The 15353-nt window shown below is 42.1% G+C and carries 16 protein-coding genes; 4 read left to right on the top strand and 12 right to left on the bottom strand.

What is annotated here, in order from left to right; genetic code table 11:
• Positions 1-3: 3 nt before the first annotated feature.
• The 11 genes from AC1DXF_RS18155 to AC1DXF_RS18205 all read right to left on the bottom strand — a co-directional run bounded on the left by AC1DXF_RS18155 (position 4) and on the right by AC1DXF_RS18205 (position 9388).
• Entirely contained in the window at positions 4-354 is a 351-nt protein-coding gene (locus AC1DXF_RS18155) for a phage holin family protein (RefSeq protein ID WP_477450142.1), read from the bottom strand.
• Between the two features lie 69 nt (positions 355-423).
• Positions 424-690 (bottom strand): YtxH domain-containing protein, encoded by a 267-nt coding sequence (locus AC1DXF_RS18160; RefSeq protein ID WP_147052900.1) that lies wholly within the window; start codon positions 688-690, stop codon positions 424-426.
• A 152-nt stretch (positions 691-842) separates the two neighbouring features.
• Complete coding sequence (locus AC1DXF_RS18165) at positions 843-1886, bottom strand: AI-2E family transporter (protein ID WP_477450143.1); 1044 nt, start codon at positions 1884-1886, stop codon at positions 843-845.
• A 157-nt stretch (positions 1887-2043) separates the two neighbouring features.
• Positions 2044-2253, bottom strand: a complete 210-nt coding sequence (locus tag AC1DXF_RS18170; RefSeq protein WP_477450144.1) for a histidine kinase dimerization/phospho-acceptor domain-containing protein — start codon at positions 2251-2253, stop codon at positions 2044-2046.
• Positions 2254-2257: 4 nt separating this feature from the next.
• The gene (locus tag AC1DXF_RS18175; RefSeq protein ID WP_477450145.1) at positions 2258-3691 is read right to left on the bottom strand and encodes a sigma-54-dependent transcriptional regulator; all 1434 of its coding nucleotides are present in this window, start codon (positions 3689-3691) and stop codon (positions 2258-2260) included.
• 180 nt (positions 3692-3871) lie between these two features.
• A complete protein-coding gene (locus AC1DXF_RS18180) occupies positions 3872-4468 on the bottom strand; it encodes a hypothetical protein (RefSeq protein ID WP_477450146.1) in 597 nt (198 codons plus the stop codon).
• Positions 4469-5121: 653 nt separating this feature from the next.
• On the bottom strand, positions 5122-5904 hold the full coding sequence (locus AC1DXF_RS18185) for an enoyl-CoA hydratase/isomerase family protein (protein ID WP_477450147.1): 783 nt from the start codon (positions 5902-5904) through the stop codon (positions 5122-5124).
• Positions 5905-5916: 12 nt separating this feature from the next.
• Complete coding sequence (locus AC1DXF_RS18190; protein WP_477450148.1) at positions 5917-6336, bottom strand: cobalamin B12-binding domain-containing protein; 420 nt, start codon at positions 6334-6336, stop codon at positions 5917-5919.
• Positions 6337-6510: 174 nt separating this feature from the next.
• On the bottom strand, positions 6511-7200 hold the full coding sequence (locus AC1DXF_RS18195; protein WP_477450149.1) for a response regulator transcription factor: 690 nt from the start codon (positions 7198-7200) through the stop codon (positions 6511-6513).
• Between the two features lies 1 nt (position 7201).
• Positions 7202-8848 (bottom strand): sensor histidine kinase, encoded by a 1647-nt coding sequence (locus AC1DXF_RS18200; protein ID WP_477450150.1) that lies wholly within the window; start codon positions 8846-8848, stop codon positions 7202-7204.
• Between the two features lie 123 nt (positions 8849-8971).
• Entirely contained in the window at positions 8972-9388 is a 417-nt protein-coding gene (locus AC1DXF_RS18205) for a hypothetical protein (RefSeq protein ID WP_477450151.1), read from the bottom strand.
• A 200-nt stretch (positions 9389-9588) separates the two neighbouring features.
• Here AC1DXF_RS18205 and pdeM point away from each other — a divergent pair, with 200 nt between their 5' ends.
• The 4 genes from pdeM to AC1DXF_RS18225 all read left to right on the top strand — a co-directional run bounded on the left by pdeM (position 9589) and on the right by AC1DXF_RS18225 (position 14182).
• Complete coding sequence (gene pdeM / locus AC1DXF_RS18210) at positions 9589-10254, top strand: ligase-associated DNA damage response endonuclease PdeM (protein WP_477450152.1); 666 nt, start codon at positions 9589-9591, stop codon at positions 10252-10254.
• A 160-nt stretch (positions 10255-10414) separates the two neighbouring features.
• Positions 10415-11197 carry a succinate dehydrogenase cytochrome b subunit gene (locus tag AC1DXF_RS18215; RefSeq protein WP_477450153.1) on the top strand — a complete coding sequence of 261 codons (783 nt, stop codon included), beginning with the start codon at positions 10415-10417 and terminating at the stop codon, positions 11195-11197.
• A gap of 159 nt (positions 11198-11356) precedes the next feature.
• Complete coding sequence (locus AC1DXF_RS18220) at positions 11357-13291, top strand: fumarate reductase/succinate dehydrogenase flavoprotein subunit (RefSeq protein WP_477450154.1); 1935 nt, start codon at positions 11357-11359, stop codon at positions 13289-13291.
• Between the two features lie 105 nt (positions 13292-13396).
• Positions 13397-14182 carry a succinate dehydrogenase/fumarate reductase iron-sulfur subunit gene (locus tag AC1DXF_RS18225; protein WP_477450155.1) on the top strand — a complete coding sequence of 262 codons (786 nt, stop codon included), beginning with the start codon at positions 13397-13399 and terminating at the stop codon, positions 14180-14182.
• A 255-nt stretch (positions 14183-14437) separates the two neighbouring features.
• Here AC1DXF_RS18225 and AC1DXF_RS18230 read toward each other — a convergent pair whose 3' ends face one another.
• Entirely contained in the window at positions 14438-15202 is a 765-nt protein-coding gene (locus AC1DXF_RS18230; RefSeq protein WP_477450156.1) for a hypothetical protein, read from the bottom strand.
• Positions 15203-15353 lie beyond the last annotated feature (151 nt).

Raw genomic sequence — 15353 nt, forward strand, 5'->3', positions numbered from 1 at the left:
TGTTTACCTTTTAAATATTTTTTGAATAAAAATATTAGCCAGTGGCTTTTCTATGCGGCCTTTATTCAACTTAATAATGATGGCGATAATTAAATAAATAAGGGCAACGCATCCAAAGCCCATCCAGTTGGAGTTCCATAATTCGGCCAGGTAAAATGCCAACGTAAGGCTGGCGAATACAAAGAACAGCACCATACCTATCACCACAACAACATCGGTAATAACACTTGCCAAAATGGACGTACCATTTTCAATGGCCTCGTATTTTAAAAGTTTAAACCGTGTTTCGGCGTATTCCCTTAACTGGTCAATAATTGGTGGTAATGGTGGTGGGGTCTCTTTTTCGGCTTCCATAGGTTGTTTGTTTTATAATTTTATAAACCCGGATAACGCATCAGCATGAATTATCCGGGCGATTTAAAATTATGCGTGTTCCAAATCGTCCTGGTACTCTTCTTCGGCACCGCGGATTTTTGATTTAATGTTTTCAACCACCTTGTCTTTTAGGCCAACCAGGTTGTCAATTTCGGCCGCGGCTGTTTCTTTAATCGAATCGCCAAGATTTTTTAATGATTCTGTAAGCTTGTCGCGAGTTTCTCCACCTTTGTCGGGTGCAAATAAAATGCCTAAAGCCGCCCCTGCTGCCAAGCCCGCAAGCAATGCAACAACTACTTTTGTGTTATCATTCATTGTAATATAAATTTAAAGTTGAACATTTGATTCATTAATACTAATACCTTGCCAAATATCATTAATTGTATTATTTGTACGCTAATTGTTTGTAAATAGTCTTTTTGTCAGTTATTTTTTGGCTATGTGTTTACAAAACTATTCAATACCTGTCAGTTTTCTGCTGCTGTGTTAATACGTTCCAGCCTATCGGCAGCCATACGGTTAGTTTCATATATCTCCAGCAATAATAAAAAGTAAGATAACAAAAGCGGACCAAAAACCAGGCCTAATATTCCAAAAAGCGGCAGCCCAATAAAAACGCCGATGATAGATATAATAGGGTGCGTATTGGCCACCCGCTTGTTGATAATCATCCGTAAAAAATTATCAACGTTGCCTATAAATAATAACCCATAAGCAAGCAACGCAACCCCTTGCCAGTTATGCCCCTGCGCAAACAATAAAATACTGGCCGGTATGCACAATGTAGGCGCACCTACAACTGGTAAAAACGAAATAAATATGGCTATAACTCCCCAAAAAACCGGGTCGGGAATGCCGAATATTAAAAACCCGTTGGCCAGCAGCACTCCCTGCGTAATGGCTATTATCCCTTGTCCTAAAACGTTGGAATAGGTAGAATCGCGTAGGGCAGCTGCAAATTTTAGTGCATGCTGTTCTCTGAAAGGCGCGTATTTTAACAAACCTGCTTCAAACTCACGCATTTGCGTAAGCATAAAATACAAAATAAAGTACAAAACAAGCAGGGTAAGTATAATGCTTGCCGCGCTGCTGAGTATAGATGGGAACAGGCTGGTGCCAAAAGCACCTAATTTTTGCAGCGTATCTTCGGCAAAATGGGGCTGATTAAGGTTAGCCGCGGCAAAAGCATCAATTTTTGTAGTCCATTGGTCAATAGGCAGGTCTTTAATATTAATGCTGGATATCTTCCCTACCACCATAATGCTCAGGATAAGGAAGGGTATAACGATAATTACTAACGACGTAAAAATAATAATAAGGGCCACCAGCGATTTTGGCCATTCGCGCTTCTCGGCCAGGTTAACATAAAGCGGCCTGAAAATAACGTACAATACAACAGCGCCAAGTATACTGCTGAATAAATCGCTAAGCGCATACAGCAAAAAACATCCCAGCACTATTATACTGGCCAAAATAATGTTGTTACGTTGCTTGTAGTTAAAAATTGACATTGGTGATAAGAATCAAGATATTAGAGTCAAGAAAGGAAAATCGCAAACTGTTGTCTTGATTCCTGACTCTTGGTTCTTGATTCTATTCTTAAAATTGAGACAAAAAAAGCGCTAAAAAGTTTCAGCGTTTCGAAAAAGTATTTTGGCTGTAACCTGTTTACTCCGCATCATTTAACAGGTCGTTTATCTTTTTGGCACTTGTGTCAATCATTTCTATATAAAACAAACCCTCCTCGTTTAAATGCGGCAGCTCGTACCTCAATTGTTCCAATGCCAGGTGCACGTTTGAAAGCTGGTTTCTTATATCGTGCTTCAGCTTGCGCAGCTGGTCATCTTCCCCATCTTTTTCCTGTTCATGCAAATCCATCGTATTACTTTAAGTTGATGGCCTTCATTTTATTGTACAAGGTTTTCCTGTCAATCTTTAATATCTCGGCTGCCCTGGTTTTATTAAAATTCACTTCCCGTAAAACGCGGATGATTGTTTCATACTCGGCCTCAAGCGCGGCATTTTTCAAATCATGCCGGTTTTCTTTAGCCTCCGGCGCATCAAAAGATGACGGCGACGAATGATTCGAATGCTCAAACGATGGCGTTTTAAAGTTCGAGATCTCCAGCGGCAGGGCCTTCATGGTAATCTCGCTATCTTCGGCCAGTAATGCGGCCCGCCTGATCACGTTTTTAAGCTCGCGGATATTACCCGGCCAGCGATAGTTCATAAAACAATCAATAACTTCAGGAGCAAACGACTCTACATTGCGGCCTAATTCGTTAGCAGCTATCCTTAAAAAATGTTCGGCCAGCAACATGATATCAGCACCACGATCTCGCAGTGGCGGCATGTAAATGGTAAACTCGTTAAAGCGGTGGTATAAATCTTCCCTGAATTTGCCCTTGCTTATACCATCCTGCAGGTTTTCGTTAGTGGCTATAATGATGCGCACGTCAAGATCAATCTCCTTTGTGCTGCCAATCCGTTTAACCTTGCGCTCCTGTACTGTACGTAGCAGGGCGGCCTGTATCTCGTATGATAGGTTGCCCACCTCATCCAAAAACAATGTACCGCCGTTGGCCATTTCAAAGTGGCCTATCTTGGTATACAAAGCACCGGTGAACGAGCCCTTTTCGTGCCCAAAAAATTCGCTCGCTGCCAGTTCTTTGGTTAACGAGCCGCAATCCATAGCGATAAAAGGCTGATTGTGGCGCGGACTGTTCAGATGGATACTTTTAGCAACCGACTCTTTACCGGTACCACTTTCGCCTAAAATAATTACGCTGTAATTAGTGGGCGCTACAAGCTCAATTTGCCGCAGTAACTCCTTTGACGCTTTGCTGGTGCCGGCCACAAATTCGCTGGCAAATACCTGCTTTTTAGCTTCCTTACTTTTTGATTTATCGGCGTTTACAGCTCCGGTGGTGGTTTCGGCGGCCTCAACTAAAGCATAGTGTGTTTCAAATGCTTTATTGATGGTATTTAATATTTCATCCGGATATAGCGGCTTGGTGATATAATCATACGCGCCCATTTTAATAAGTTCGACAGCCATTTTTATATCCGAGTAGCCGGTTATAATAATAACCCCGGTTTTAGGGTAATGTGTTTTAATATTGCGAAGCATTTCGCGCCCATCGGTATCTTCCAGCCTGAAATCGCACAGTACCAGGTTATAATCACCAACTTTAAGCGCTTCCATCCCTCCGGTACCGCTTGATGCTGTGCTTACATCAAAGCCATTGCGCGTTAAAAATTTAGATAGCAGTAAGGCTACATTAACTTCATCATCAATGATGAGGATTTTTTTCATATCGGTTACTACGGGTGGTAAAATGTATAAAGTTGTTAAATTACAAACAATGTAGCTATTGTACGATTTTTATTGAATTATAGTTGTCACCATAGTTAAAAAAAATATCCCAAAACAACAAAAGGGACGGCCATAATGGCCGTCCCTTTTGTTGTTTTGTAGGTAAAAGTAGGATCGATATTAAAAACCGTATGCTACGCGTACACCTATAAAGTTTACTTTACTTGCATCAACACCGGTTGCATATTTGGTGGTTGCTTCGTAACGCACGCCTGCATCAATAAAGCTGCTTGCACTTACCGGGAACTGAACACCAATTTGCGGTGCATAAACAAACGCTGTTGATTTGTTGGCGCCAAGATCAGATTTGTTTAACAAAAACGCAGCACCTGCTTCACCCTGTACATAAAAGTTTTCAATAGGGAAGAATTTTAAACCGGCTTTTACAGGTATTAAATGAAAATCAGTAGCATCAAGATTTGGAACACCGCCAATATCTTTTTTACCAAAAACATTGTTATAACCCGCATTGATAGTTACAAATAACTGTTGCTTGTAAACCGGGATATCTGCCTGTACCGACCCGCCTAAATTCCATTTGTAGTTATCTTTAAAGCTACCTACAGGAACACCCGCATCAACGCCAATGCTGTAACGAATACCCCCTGGGGTTGTAGTAGTAGAAGTTGTTGTGGTAGGTGTTGTTTGAGCCGATGCGCCAAGGCCTAAACCGGCAAATGCTAAAATTAAAGCTGAAATTTTGAATGAATTTTTCATAACAATTGTTGTGTTTTGATTTTGTTTTGTTTTAAACACAAGGCAAATTAAAGCACCAAAACATATATGATTTTTCATCCAAAAGTCATGAGTATTTAACCGTTTGATTGACAATAATTTATTTTTTGACCAATACTGTACAATGGTCAGGACACTGTAAAATAGCTAGCCAATTGCTTTTTTACTGTCAGAATTAATACTGGGTTAACATGGGGTTTGGGGTGGCAGAAAGGTACTTTCTGCGTAAAATGCAGCATTGGCGGAAAAAAGTCAAATTAAACCTTCTTGATTCTTGACTCTAATATCTTGACTCTTTTTCCGGCGTTTTAAACTTCTTGATTCTTGACTCTAATATCTTGACTCTTTTTCCGGGCATTGCCTGCGGCCCGGGCTCTATGCTCATACTACACAGGCCTTAGCCACATTGGCCGGTATCCGCGACGATCCCTAATGCACTTATCTGAACCGGGATTCGTCAGATTTATCAGATTTTTTGGATTTTTGATTTTAAGATCCATGCCCGATGACTGTGTCCTCACAGTCATCTTTCCAATATGCTATCCGTTTGCGTATAACATGTGAAATAGCGGGCCGTGGAGACACGGCCGCTGGAAAAGCCTGTCTCAAATCTCATATCTAACATCTCACATCTATTATCGCCCCTTAAACTCCGCTTTGCGCTTTTCTAAAAAAGCAGCAACACCTTCTTTAAAATCTTCGGTGCCAAAGCATTTCCCAAATTCGTCAATCTCGGTTTCGTATCCATTAGTGCCATCGGTTAAACCGGCGTTTACCGAGCGAATAGCGGCGGCGAGCGCCAATGGCGCTTTTGATATTATTTTAAGCATCAGTTCTTCGGCTTTTGCCAATAACAATTCCTGGGCAACTACATGGGTAACCAGGCCATATTGTAATGCATCATCAGCGGTGATCATATCGGCCGCAAGTATCATTTCTAAAGCTTTCCCCTTACCCACTAATTGAGCAAGGCGTTGGGTACCCCCGTAACCAGGTATCAGGCCAAGGGTAACTTCGGGCAAACCCATTTTGGCTGTTTCGGCAGCTATGCGGATGTGGCAGGCCATAGCCAGTTCCAATCCGCCACCCAAGGCGAAACCGTTTATAGCGGCAATAACGGGTTTGTTGCCATTAGCTATCAAATCAAATACCAGGGTTTGATTATCGCGGGCAAGGGCTGTACCATCGGCAACATCCAGGTTTGCAAATTCACTGATATCAGCGCCCGCAACAAAGGCCTTAGCCCCGGCACCGGTTATAATAATGCCGCCGGTAGCAGGGTCGTTAAATGCATCAAAAAACGCGGTATGCAGTTCGGCGAGGGTAGCCTTATTAAGGGCATTAAGCTTACTTTCACGATTTATAGTAATATACTGTATTCTATCTTTCGTTTCAGTCAATATGGTTTCAAATCCCATTGGTATAACTATTTAAAAATTGCGGTGCTGGTGCACCCAATCGGTAATATATTTTACAATGTCCTGCGTACTTGTCCCGGGCGGAAAAAGCTCACCTACCCCCTGCTCTCTCAGTGCAATCATATCGTCGTTGGGTATAATGCCCCCGCCGGTAACCAGCACATCATCCATCTGTTTTTCTTTTATCAATTTCAGGATCTTAGGAAAAACCGTCATGTGCGCTCCGGATAGTATGGAGATACCAATAGCATCTACATCTTCCTGCAGGGCGGTGTTCACCACCATCTCGGGTGTTTGGCGCAGGCCGGTATAAATTACTTCCATGCCGGCATCGCGCAGCGAAGTAGCTATGATGCGTGCACCACGGTCGTGGCCGTCAAGCCCTACCTTGGCAACAAGAACTCGGATGGGTCGGTTAAAGGTATTACTCATACATTGTAAAAGTAATAAGAAAGGTGGAATAATAACCAATGGGGATGGAATGTGAAACGACAATCCCCTCAGGGTCCTTTTTCAAAGAGACCCTGAGGGAACGGAATTTTTAATATCCAACATCGAAGTTCTTTCTTCATTATTCGATATTGGACATTTGGTGTTCGATATTATTTACCAAACCAATTTGTATCCCAATCCCCTCACGGTAATGATCTGCACATTCGGGTCAATTTTTAAATGGCTGCGCAGTTTGCTGATAAATACATCAAGGCTGCGGGCATTAAAAAAACTGTCGTCGCCCCAAATATCATCCAGCAATTGTTTGCGGGCCAAAACCTGGTGCCCGCTTTTGCATAACAGTTTCAGAATGTCGCTTTCCCTGCTTGTTAACTGCCGGTTATAGATACCCTTCCTGATGCTGTTTTTTACAGGTATAAAAGTAATACTCCCAACCTGGTAACTTTCGTTTAACGAGCGGGTGGTTTTAAGCAAGCGGTTATCACTTAACAACACTTTGATACGCACAATCAATTCCTCTACACTAAATGGCTTTTTTAAATAATCGTTAGCGCCCGATTCAAACCCGGCCACCACATCTTTCGGTTGCGAACGTGCCGTTAAAAAGATAATGGGTGTATGTTTATCTGTTTCGCGTACCCGCCTGGCAACCTCAAAGCCATCCATTTTTGGCATCATAATATCAAGTACTAAAATATCAGGTTTGCTGCCTTTATACTTTTGCAGCGCTTGTTCGCCATTGGCGCACAAGTTAACCTCAAAGCCATTCTCCTCAAGGCTTTCACGTACAATATGCGCCAACGCCAGTTCATCTTCTGCAAACAGGATGCGTGTTTTATCCATTTTATAAAGGTATTGATACTATAAATTCGCTGCCTGCATTTACTTCACTTTTTACGGTTACGCTGCCGCCATGGGCCTCTGCAATATATTTAACGTAGTTTAAGCCAAGGCCTGTACCTTTTACGTTGTGTACGTTACCTGTAGGCACCCGGTAAAATTTTTCAAAAATCCTGTTAAGATGGGCGGCCGCTATACCTATACCATTATCCTGAATAGTAAATACCGCCATGTTATTACTTTTGGTTAGGGTTATGTTGATAACGGCAGGTTCGGAGCTATACTTCACCGCATTATCCAAAATATTGATCAATACATTTTTAAAATGCAGCTTATCAGCAGTAATATCAATTATGCCTGCTTCGTTTTTATAAGTAATGGTTATAGCTTTATCCGTTTTTGATCTTTCTGCCGTTATCAACTCATTTACAAGCTCGTCAATCTTAATTTTTTCTTTGATAAGTTTCACTTCCTTATTCTCAAAAGCGGCCACATCAAGTACTTTGCTTACCAGTTCGTTTAAACGGCTCAATTCATTGCGCGAGGTTTCCAGGTAACGTCTTGTTTTTTCAGGATCGTTTAATACATTATACTTCTGCATCCCCTCAATAGCCACAGTAATGGTAGCTATTGGTGTTTTCAGCTCGTGGGTCATGTTATTGATAAAATCGTCCTTGAGCTCACCAAGTGCTTTTTGCTGATTTAGGGTTTTTATAATATAATGGAAACAGAAAATGGTGAACAATATTAACAAACCAGATAGGCCAAGTGTTACCAGCATGCCCTTCATAATCACATACTGTGGATTACGAAAAGCGGCCCTGGCGTATAAAGTATAGCGATACTGCAGTGTATAGTTAGTTAATAAAAACGTGAACCCATGGTATTGGTACTTGTATTCGTTAGTTTCGCTAAGAAAAACGTTATCTGATTTTGATGCTGTGGGCTTGCTGGTTAGCTTTATTACAAAACGCGCGTTGATATGCATTTTGTCCAATTCTCTGCGTAAGTAGTTCCCTATCTTTAAACTATCTGCCTGTTTATAATTGCGTGGCTGTTCAAAGATGCCATTTTGGGTAATCGGGTATTTAAAACCTGGCTTATTGTAATTGGCGTTTATATATGCCCTTACAGCCGGCGGTGGGTTCATGCCGTCGTAAATAAAAAAATCCTGAATCACCTCGGTCATCAAAGGCGGAACATAAAAAGACATTTCTGTAAGTACCTCCGGCACGGTTGGATTAGTATGTTTTATTTTCGATTTGTAGTAATTATATATCTTAGAACTTGTTTGAAAAGAGGCGCTGCTTCTTGAGCCATGAACAGATATCCGGATAGCATACGGTGTAACTAACGGGCCGGTACTGAAAGTAGAACCACCGCTGGCAGCAGCAGTATTTATTTGTGATGGGCTATCAATTTTTATTGCTGTGGCGCTTTCAGAAAGTCTTTTTACTAATACCGTTCTTAGCGAATCAAAGTAATCCCGTTTGCAGCTATCCAGCGCCCGCTGCATGGCCGCATCTATTTTGTTTTCAAATAGTTTTTTGTTTTCCTTGTACGCATTAAAACTCCAGTACCCCTGAAAAATAATGATCCCGGTAAGTGACAGTGCAATTAAAAATAATACGACCTTAAGTTTTCTTTTCATGTTAATTTGATTGATGAAGGTAAAACTAATTACACTGCCATCAACCAATGCCATCTGTTAACATTGCTTAACATACAATAAGATAGCTTAAATTAAAGACCGGAAAATATGCGCTATATCAGGCTATTGCTTTTTTAACCTGTAAGCATAAGAGCGAAGCTTGTTGCCTTTAATCAATATCAAGCTATCGCCTTTAAATTGAGCTGCGTAAGTTCCGTTCAGTAAAACGCCCCAGTCAAAATTTGCCGTATGCGCCAAACTATCAACAAAAATAACCTGGTTATTATTTAACGTAAAGCTTCCCTTGCTGCTGCCCGTCGGGAATGGCGAGCTTGTAAAGGCCGACTGGTAATTGCCGCCCGATAGTTGAACGCTAACATTGCCGATAATGGTGGTTGTTTCTATACCATCGCTAACAACCCAACCTGTATAATTGCCCTGTAACTTTTGCTCGGTTACAAGGTTAGTTTTATCTTTTGAACAATTGCTTACCATTACAGCAAAAAATAATAAAGCTACGAGGTTATAAGATTTCATCATATTGATTTTATACAATTACGACAACCGTGACTATTGTGTTACAGCGCATTAAACAAATTTCATCATAGCAGATACTAAGGCAAAGAAAACATAAAGCGATCTTATCTTAAAATAAACCAATGCTTCGTGTTTTTGCACGGGTACCTCCTAAGCACTTACTGACTACATCTCGAAAAATAAATTTTAACTTTGTTCCTGTTATGATGATCAGTGTGGCTACCCCCTTTAATTTACTCAACCAGGATCTTTTATTACTGCCTCAAAAAGCTATTTACTGGCAGCAGCAAAAGGCTTTAATTATAGCCGATGTGCATTTTGGTAAAGTGGGGCATTTCCGCAAGGCGGGCATTGCCGTACCCCGCGATATGGAACAAAGTGATTTGGCCACCTTATCAGACCTGGTACACGAATACAAGCCCGAAAAACTCCTTTTCCTTGGCGATTTATTTCATAGCGATATGAATAACGATTGGGATTGGTTTATCCTTTGGCGCAGCCAGTTCCCCGGCTTGCAAATCATCCTGATAAAAGGCAACCACGATATAATAGCCGACAGTAACTATCAAAAACTCAATATCGAACTGCATGATGAGTTACTGCTTGGCCCCTTCCTGATGCTGCACCATCCCCTGCCCGATGATAAGTTGCAAACTGCGGCGGGTTACGTTTTTTGCGGTCACATCCACCCCGGGGTAAACCTGAGCGGCAAAGGCAGGCAAAGCATTACCCTGCCATGTTTTGCGTTTGGTAAAAGGCAGGCAATCTTTCCATCATTTGGTAAATTCACCGGCAAAATAGCCATCCGCAGCCGGCAGGCCGACAAAATTTTCGCGGTATTGAAAGATAAAGTAGTAGCGATAGCCTGATATTCTGCTCCTTGCCCTTCATTTAAAGCACAGATTTTGTGTAATCATATTGCAATTTCTTAGATTGATTCTAAATAACTTTTTAGCAGTTAATAAGCCGGATGCATTTATATCTTTTGGCATATAATAGATACTTTTGCCAAAATAAATCTAATTCATAATGAGCGAAATTAAACAAACCTTTAACTCATCGCTGGGCAAAAAGCTGATCATGGCTTTAACAGGCTTGTTTTTGTGTACTTTTATTATTGTACACCTTGGGGGCAACCTGTTGCTATTTAGCGGCGATAATGGTTTTGGTTTTAATGTGTATGCCAACTTTCTTACACATTTTGCACCAATTGAAGTAATTGCGTATATCCTATACCTGTCTATGGCGGTACATGCGCTTTACGCATTAATTATTACGGTTAAAAACCGCAAATCACGCCCGGTAGGTTATGCAATTCAGCCAAAATCTGATGCTACCTGGTCGTCAAAAAACATGGGGCTTTTGGGTTCTATCCTGTTGTTATTTATCGTTATCCACATGAGCGATTTTTGGTTCAAGTATAAATACACCAACGATATTGCTTTTAAGGAGTACCGTACTGACCTGGCAACAGGTAAAACAACCGAATCTGCTTACACACCGGTTTCAGAAGATTTCAGCCATTCGGTATCAGTAGAAAACAATGTAGAAGTTGTAAGGGTAAAAGATTTGCATGCACGGGTAGTATACAGCTTTAGCCAGTGGTGGTATGTGGTATTTTACGTGATTGCTATGGGGGCTTTATCGTTCCACCTGTTACATGGTTTCCAGAGTGCTTTCCGCACACTGGGCTGGGTACACCGTAAATACACACCTATAGTATATGCCATTGGTACCTGGTTCTTCGCGGTTATTATCCCGCTTGGATTTGCCGCCATGCCGGTATGGTACTATTTTGTAGTTAAAGGTTGATTAAGTTAAATGAGTTGATTAGGTTGATTAAGTTGAATGGTTAATTAAGTTAAGTGATTGATTAAGTTGGAAAGTAAACACCCTTTCAAACTCACCACTCACAACTCGCCACTCACAACTCACCAAACCAACCACTCACTAATATAAAATATAAAAGAAATGAGTTTAGATGCTAAAATTCCAGAAGGCCCATTAGCCCAAAAATGGAGCAAGCATAAATTTGACCTGAAGCTGGTTAACCCGGCCAATAAGCGTAAATACGATATCATTGTTGTAGGTACCGGTTTGGCAGGCGCAGCAGCAGCAGCCTCATTGGCCGAGCTTGGTTATAACGTAAAGGCTTTTTGTTTCCAGGATAGCCCACGCCGGGCGCATTCAATTGCGGCGCAGGGTGGTATCAATGCTGCAAAAAACTATCAAAACGACGGCGACAGTGTTTTCCGTTTGTTTTATGACACTATAAAAGGTGGCGATTACCGTGCCCGCGAAGGTAACGTGTACCGCCTTGCCGAAGTATCGGTAAATATCATCGACCAGTGCGTTGCACAGGGAGTTCCTTTTGCACGCGAGTACGGCGGCTTACTGGATAACCGTTCATTCGGTGGTTCGCAGGTATCACGTACTTTTTATGCACGTGGCCAAACCGGACAACAATTGCTTTTAGGTGCATACTCGGCATTAAACCGCCAGATACACGCCGGCAAAGTAAAAATGTACACCCGTACCGAAATGCTTGATGTGGTTACTATTGATGGCCATGCTAAGGGTATTGTAACCCGTAACATGATCACCGGTTCTATCGATACTCACGCCGGTCACGCGGTATTATTATGTACAGGCGGATACAGTAACGTTTTCTACCTGTCGACAAACGCTATAGGTTCAAATGTAACGGCTGCCTGGAGGGCCCACAAACGCGGCGCTTTCTTTGGTAACCCTTGCTATACCCAAATTCACCCGACCTGTATCCCGGTAACCGGCGATCACCAGTCAAAGCTTACGCTGATGTCTGAATCGTTGCGTAATGATGGCCGTGTTTGGGCGCCAAAAACTGTTGAGATTGCCGAGCAATTACGCAAAGGAACCATCAAAGCCGACCAGGTAAAAGAGGACGACCGCGATTACTTCCTGGAACGTAAGTACCCAGCCTTTGGTAACCTTGTACCACGCGATGTGGCCTCACGTAACGCCAAAGAAATGGTTGCAGAAGGTAAAGGTGTAGGTGGCTCAGGCTTCGCTGTATTCCTTGACTTTGCCGATGCCATCAAACGTTTGGGCGAAGACACCGTTAGGGCCAAATATGGTAACCTGTTTGATATGTACATCCAGATTACAGATGAAAACCCATACAAACAGCCAATGCGTATTTACCCCGCGGTGCACTATACCATGGGTGGCCTTTGGGTTGATTATAACCTGAGCACAACCGTACCTGGTTTATATGCTTTGGGCGAATGTAACTTCAGCGATCACGGTGCAAACCGCCTGGGTGCTTCGGCTTTGATGCAGGGCTTATCTGATGGTTATTTTGTGATTCCTTATACCCTTGGCGATTACCTGGCTAAAATTGGCCCTAAAAAGGTTGATACCTCCCACCCTGCATTTGAAGCTACTAAAAAGGATGTAGTTACTTATATCAATAAATTACTCGCTTTAAAAGGCAACAAAACTGTAAACGAGTATCACCGCGAGCTTGGCCACATCATGTGGGAATATTGCGGTATGGCGCGTACAGCCGAAGGTTTGACAAAAGCCAAAGATTTAATTAAGGCATTGAAAGCCGATTTCTGGGTTAACGCCATTGTAACGGGCGAAAACGAAGAGGTAAATGCTTCATTGGAAAGGGCCGGTCGTATAGCCGACTTTATCGAGCTTGGCGAATTGATGGTTGACGACGCGTTAATGCGCAACGAATCATGCGGCGGCCACTTCAGGGTAGAGTCGCAAACACCAGATGGCGAGGCATTGCGCGACGATGAAAACTTCGCGTTTGTAGCAGCCTGGGAATTTAAAGGCGAAAACCAACCGGAAGAATTACACAAAGAACAACTGGTATTTGAAGCAGTTCATTTATCGCAACGAAATTATGCTTAGTAGCAAGTAGTTAGTATCAAGTATCAAGACAGAAAACAAAAAAATCTTGATACTTGATACTTGCGACTTGATACTCACTAAATCATATCTCAAATCTAATAAAAGATGAGTAACGGAAATATGAACCTGACGCTGAAAGTATGGCGTCAAAAAAACGCTCAGACATCGGGCAAATTTGTGACTTACAAGGCTGAAGGTATTTCGCCTGATATGTCATTTTTGGAAATGCTTGACGTTGTTAACGAAAGTTTGACCCATAAAGGTGATGAGCCTATTAACTTTGACCACGATTGCCGCGAAGGTATTTGCGGCATGTGCTCGTTATATATCAACGGTCACCCGCACGGGCCAAAGCGGGGTGTTACCACCTGCCAGCTGCACATGCGCACATTTCATGATGGCGAAACCATCACCATTGAACCATGGCGCGCTTCGGCATTCCCGGTTGTGAAGGATTTGGCTGTTGATCGTTCAGCGTTCGACAGGATCCAGCAGGCCGGCGGTTATGTTTCAGTAAATACCGGCGTAACTACCGATGGTAATGCACTGCTAATCCCTAAAGTTATCGCCGATGAGGCATTTAACTCGGCTACCTGTATTGGCTGTGGTGCCTGCGTTGCAGCATGTAAAAATGCTTCGGCTATGTTATTCGTATCTGCCAAAATAACCCAATTGGGTTTATTACCCCAGGGTCAGCCAGAGCGTTACAGCCGCGTACAATCAATGGTAGCGCAGATGGATGAAGAAGGATTTGGCAGCTGCACCAACACCGGCGCCTGCGAAGCCGAATGCCCTAAAGAAATTAAGCTTACTAACATTGCCCGCATGAACAATGATTTCTTTAGCGCTAAATTGTTCAGGGAAGAAGAAGTAAATGAAGTAAAACACTAAGCTATATGCTTGAATATAGTAAGGGCCCGGTGGATTTCTGCCGGGCCTTTTTTTGAGCTGATTTTAAGGCCGGTCCGCCCAGGTGTTGCGATTTTGTTGCGGTTTGTAAATCATGACAATTGATAACGCACTGATTGTTATACAGATGCCATATTTTACTGTTTCACCTGTTGCGCAACGCAACACTTTGACCCGTCTTGAAAAAAATTGAGATATATTGTTTTTAGTTTACAAAGTTGCAAGCGGACAAGCCCCTTATTTCTCTTGTTTAATCGCAAACACATTACCCTGGGTTAAAGAAAACCGGGCACCTTGTCCCAGGAAAATAGCACGTTGTTTATCAACCAATGTTTGTATATAATTATTTAACATATTACCTGCCTGCGAAATAGCATCGCCGGCATTGCCGGACTTAACCTTATGGTTGTTCCAGGCAAATGAGGTTGTTCTAATTGTAACTGTTTGCCACCTGATAATATCGATTCGCATTACCCAGGCATAATAAAAATTATAATCAATCCACATCAATTCCGACTGTGTATTATACTGAACTATGTTCCCATTAAGTTCAAGTGCATATAATTGAAACTGCTGATCGGTAATCGTTTGTAATGCCAGCGATGAATTATCGCCTCCGCAATCGTTATACTTATCGTCATATTCCTTTTTAAGATCATTAAAATCGATGAGGTAATCATTATAAAGGTCATGATACAGCTGTTTTGTAGCAATAAGGGCGCGGCGGTTATGGGTGGCTCCATCCCGGATATGCTGGCTAAAGCTTAGATGGGCGCGTTCTTCAATTTCGCTTTTGGTACGGCCGCATTCGCTGCAAAACAGGCCGTCCTTGTATTCCTGTACATTGAATTCGTATTTTTTTCGCCGGGCATCAATTTTTGATTTAATCTTTTCGAACTTTATTTTACAGCCGTCGTCGGCATTATCCGCCAAAACAGAAGTTTGCGCCAATGTAACCTGGTAACTTGCCAGTAAAATAATGATACCTAAAATAGTTTTCATGTTCAAAAACCGAAAATCCCGAAGCAGGTTAGTTTAAATATGGCAGGCTTTATTGTAAGCTTACCACCAAATTAAGCAGAATATTTTTGATATGCCCGAAATTGGAATATTATTTAACAAAGCAAAGGTATCGTTGCCATCAATTATTAAG

This window comes from Mucilaginibacter sp. P2_A5 (assembly GCF_056404995.1).

What these genes read in the sequence shown, in the direction of transcription:
- AC1DXF_RS18155 (WP_477450142.1), bottom strand. Translation starts at nt 354, where the DNA reads ATGGAAGCCGAAAAAGAGACCCCACCACCATTACCACCAATTATTGAC.
- AC1DXF_RS18160 (WP_147052900.1), bottom strand. Translation starts at nt 690, where the DNA reads ATGAATGATAACACAAAAGTAGTTGTTGCATTGCTTGCGGGCTTGGCA.
- AC1DXF_RS18165 (WP_477450143.1), bottom strand. Translation starts at nt 1,886, where the DNA reads ATGTCAATTTTTAACTACAAGCAACGTAACAACATTATTTTGGCCAGT.
- AC1DXF_RS18170 (WP_477450144.1), bottom strand. Translation starts at nt 2,253, where the DNA reads ATGGATTTGCATGAACAGGAAAAAGATGGGGAAGATGACCAGCTGCGC.
- AC1DXF_RS18175 (WP_477450145.1), bottom strand. Translation starts at nt 3,691, where the DNA reads ATGAAAAAAATCCTCATCATTGATGATGAAGTTAATGTAGCCTTACTG.
- AC1DXF_RS18180 (WP_477450146.1), bottom strand. Translation starts at nt 4,468, where the DNA reads ATGAAAAATTCATTCAAAATTTCAGCTTTAATTTTAGCATTTGCCGGT.
- AC1DXF_RS18185 (WP_477450147.1), bottom strand. Translation starts at nt 5,904, where the DNA reads ATGGGATTTGAAACCATATTGACTGAAACGAAAGATAGAATACAGTAT.
- AC1DXF_RS18190 (WP_477450148.1), bottom strand. Translation starts at nt 6,336, where the DNA reads ATGAGTAATACCTTTAACCGACCCATCCGAGTTCTTGTTGCCAAGGTA.
- AC1DXF_RS18195 (WP_477450149.1), bottom strand. Translation starts at nt 7,200, where the DNA reads ATGGATAAAACACGCATCCTGTTTGCAGAAGATGAACTGGCGTTGGCG.
- AC1DXF_RS18200 (WP_477450150.1), bottom strand. Translation starts at nt 8,848, where the DNA reads ATGAAAAGAAAACTTAAGGTCGTATTATTTTTAATTGCACTGTCACTT.
- AC1DXF_RS18205 (WP_477450151.1), bottom strand. Translation starts at nt 9,388, where the DNA reads ATGATGAAATCTTATAACCTCGTAGCTTTATTATTTTTTGCTGTAATG.
- pdeM (WP_477450152.1), top strand. Translation starts at nt 9,589, where the DNA reads ATGATGATCAGTGTGGCTACCCCCTTTAATTTACTCAACCAGGATCTT.
- AC1DXF_RS18215 (WP_477450153.1), top strand. Translation starts at nt 10,415, where the DNA reads ATGAGCGAAATTAAACAAACCTTTAACTCATCGCTGGGCAAAAAGCTG.
- AC1DXF_RS18220 (WP_477450154.1), top strand. Translation starts at nt 11,357, where the DNA reads ATGAGTTTAGATGCTAAAATTCCAGAAGGCCCATTAGCCCAAAAATGG.
- AC1DXF_RS18225 (WP_477450155.1), top strand. Translation starts at nt 13,397, where the DNA reads ATGAGTAACGGAAATATGAACCTGACGCTGAAAGTATGGCGTCAAAAA.
- AC1DXF_RS18230 (WP_477450156.1), bottom strand. Translation starts at nt 15,202, where the DNA reads ATGAAAACTATTTTAGGTATCATTATTTTACTGGCAAGTTACCAGGTT.